Below are 1,489 nucleotides of genomic sequence, written 5' to 3'. Positions count from 1 at the left end.
CCCCCCCCCCCCCCCCCCTCCCACAATGGATTGGTGTGTACGCCCATAATGTGGAAATTACTACTTTAGTAGCGGTTTTCCTGTCTATGGTCGCATTCACAAGACCTCGACCGTGACATGTAATGGGCGCATAACAAGAAGGATAAGACCTATGCCCCGTTTGCTCGCGATCGTCTTGCTGGGCCTGTCGCTGAATGTCGCGCAGGCCGACACTGCGCTGTTTTCCCCGCAGGGCTTTCGCATCACTCGATACCGCAGCCCGACGCCCGCCTCCGCAGACAGCGCGCAAACCGTCGACACCGAAGCCTTGCAGCGCCTGCTCAAGCAAACGCCCGCGCCCGTGCTGATCGACGTCTACCGCCGGCCCTGGGTCCAGGGCCGGTTCATCGACACCGAGCCCCATGCCAACCTGCCCGGCAGCCTGTGGCTGGCCAACACCGGCGACGGCGAACTGGACGCAACCTGGCAGGACTACTTCACGTTTTACCTGCGCAAAGCCACCGCCGGCCAGGCCGATCAACCGCTGGTCTTTTACTGCCGCTCCGATTGCTGGTTGAGCTGGAACGCGGTAAAACGCGCCGCCGCCTTGGGCTATAAACAGCTGTATTGGTACCGCGACGGCCTGGATGCCTGGGAGGCGGCCAACCTGCCCCTGCAAGCGGCCCGCCCCGAACCCTTGCCCTGAATGCCCGAGAGCCGTGCAACTGCCCCAACACGACAATAACGAGGTGAATGGCCATGTATAAAATCCTGATAGCCGACGATCACCCACTGTTTCGCGAAGCCATCCACAACGTCATCAGCGATGGTTTCGCCGGGAGCGAGGTGATGGAAACCGCTGACCTGGACAGCGCCCTGGCGCTGACCCGCGAACACGATGACCTCGACCTGATCCTGCTCGACCTGAACATGCCCGGCATGCACGGCCTCAATGGCCTGATCAACTTGCGCAACGAGGCACCGACCATCCCGGTGGTGATCGTGTCCGCCGAGCAGGACAAGCAGATCGTCCTGCAGGCCATCACCTATGGCGCGGTGGGTTTCATCACCAAGTCGTCGCCGCGCGCGCAGATGACCGACGCCATCGAGCAGATCCTCAACGGCAACGTGTACCTGCCGCCAGACATCATCCGCACCCAGAAGAGCCCGACGGGCCGGCGCCTGAACGAGACCCCGGCGTTCCCACCCGAACTGCTCCAGGCGCTGACCCGCAAGCAATTGCTGGTGCTCGAACGCATGACCAAAGGCGAGTCGAACAAGCAGATCGCCTACACGCTGGACATCGCCGAAACCACGGTCAAGGCCCACGTCTCGGCGATCCTGCGCAAGCTCAACGTGCATAACCGGGTGCAGGCGATCCTCAGCGCGGGGGATATTGATTTCGGCGCTTACCTGCGACGTTGAACCGCGGTCTGGAGAAGATCGCCCGTGGCGAGGGAGCTTGCTCGCGCTGGGCTGCGCAGCGGCCCCAGACCTGGGCAACGCGGTG

General features: G+C 62.8%; 2 protein-coding genes. Both read left to right on the top strand.

Features of this window, described 5'->3' with window-relative positions; genetic code table 11:
* Nucleotides 1-151: 151 nt before the first annotated feature.
* Nucleotides 152-685 carry a PQQ-dependent catabolism-associated CXXCW motif protein gene (locus ACE04F_RS28010; RefSeq protein WP_486110838.1) on the top strand — a complete coding sequence of 178 codons (534 nt, stop codon included), beginning with the start codon at nucleotides 152-154 and terminating at the stop codon, nucleotides 683-685.
* A gap of 53 nt (nucleotides 686-738) precedes the next feature.
* Nucleotides 739-1,404, top strand: coding sequence for a response regulator transcription factor (locus tag ACE04F_RS28005; protein ID WP_305500841.1), 666 nt, complete (start codon nucleotides 739-741; stop codon nucleotides 1,402-1,404).
* Nucleotides 1,405-1,489: the final 85 nt, after the last annotated feature.

This window comes from Pseudomonas sp. AGC41 (assembly GCF_057334555.1).
This window is presented reverse-complemented; position numbering and strand designations above follow the sequence as displayed.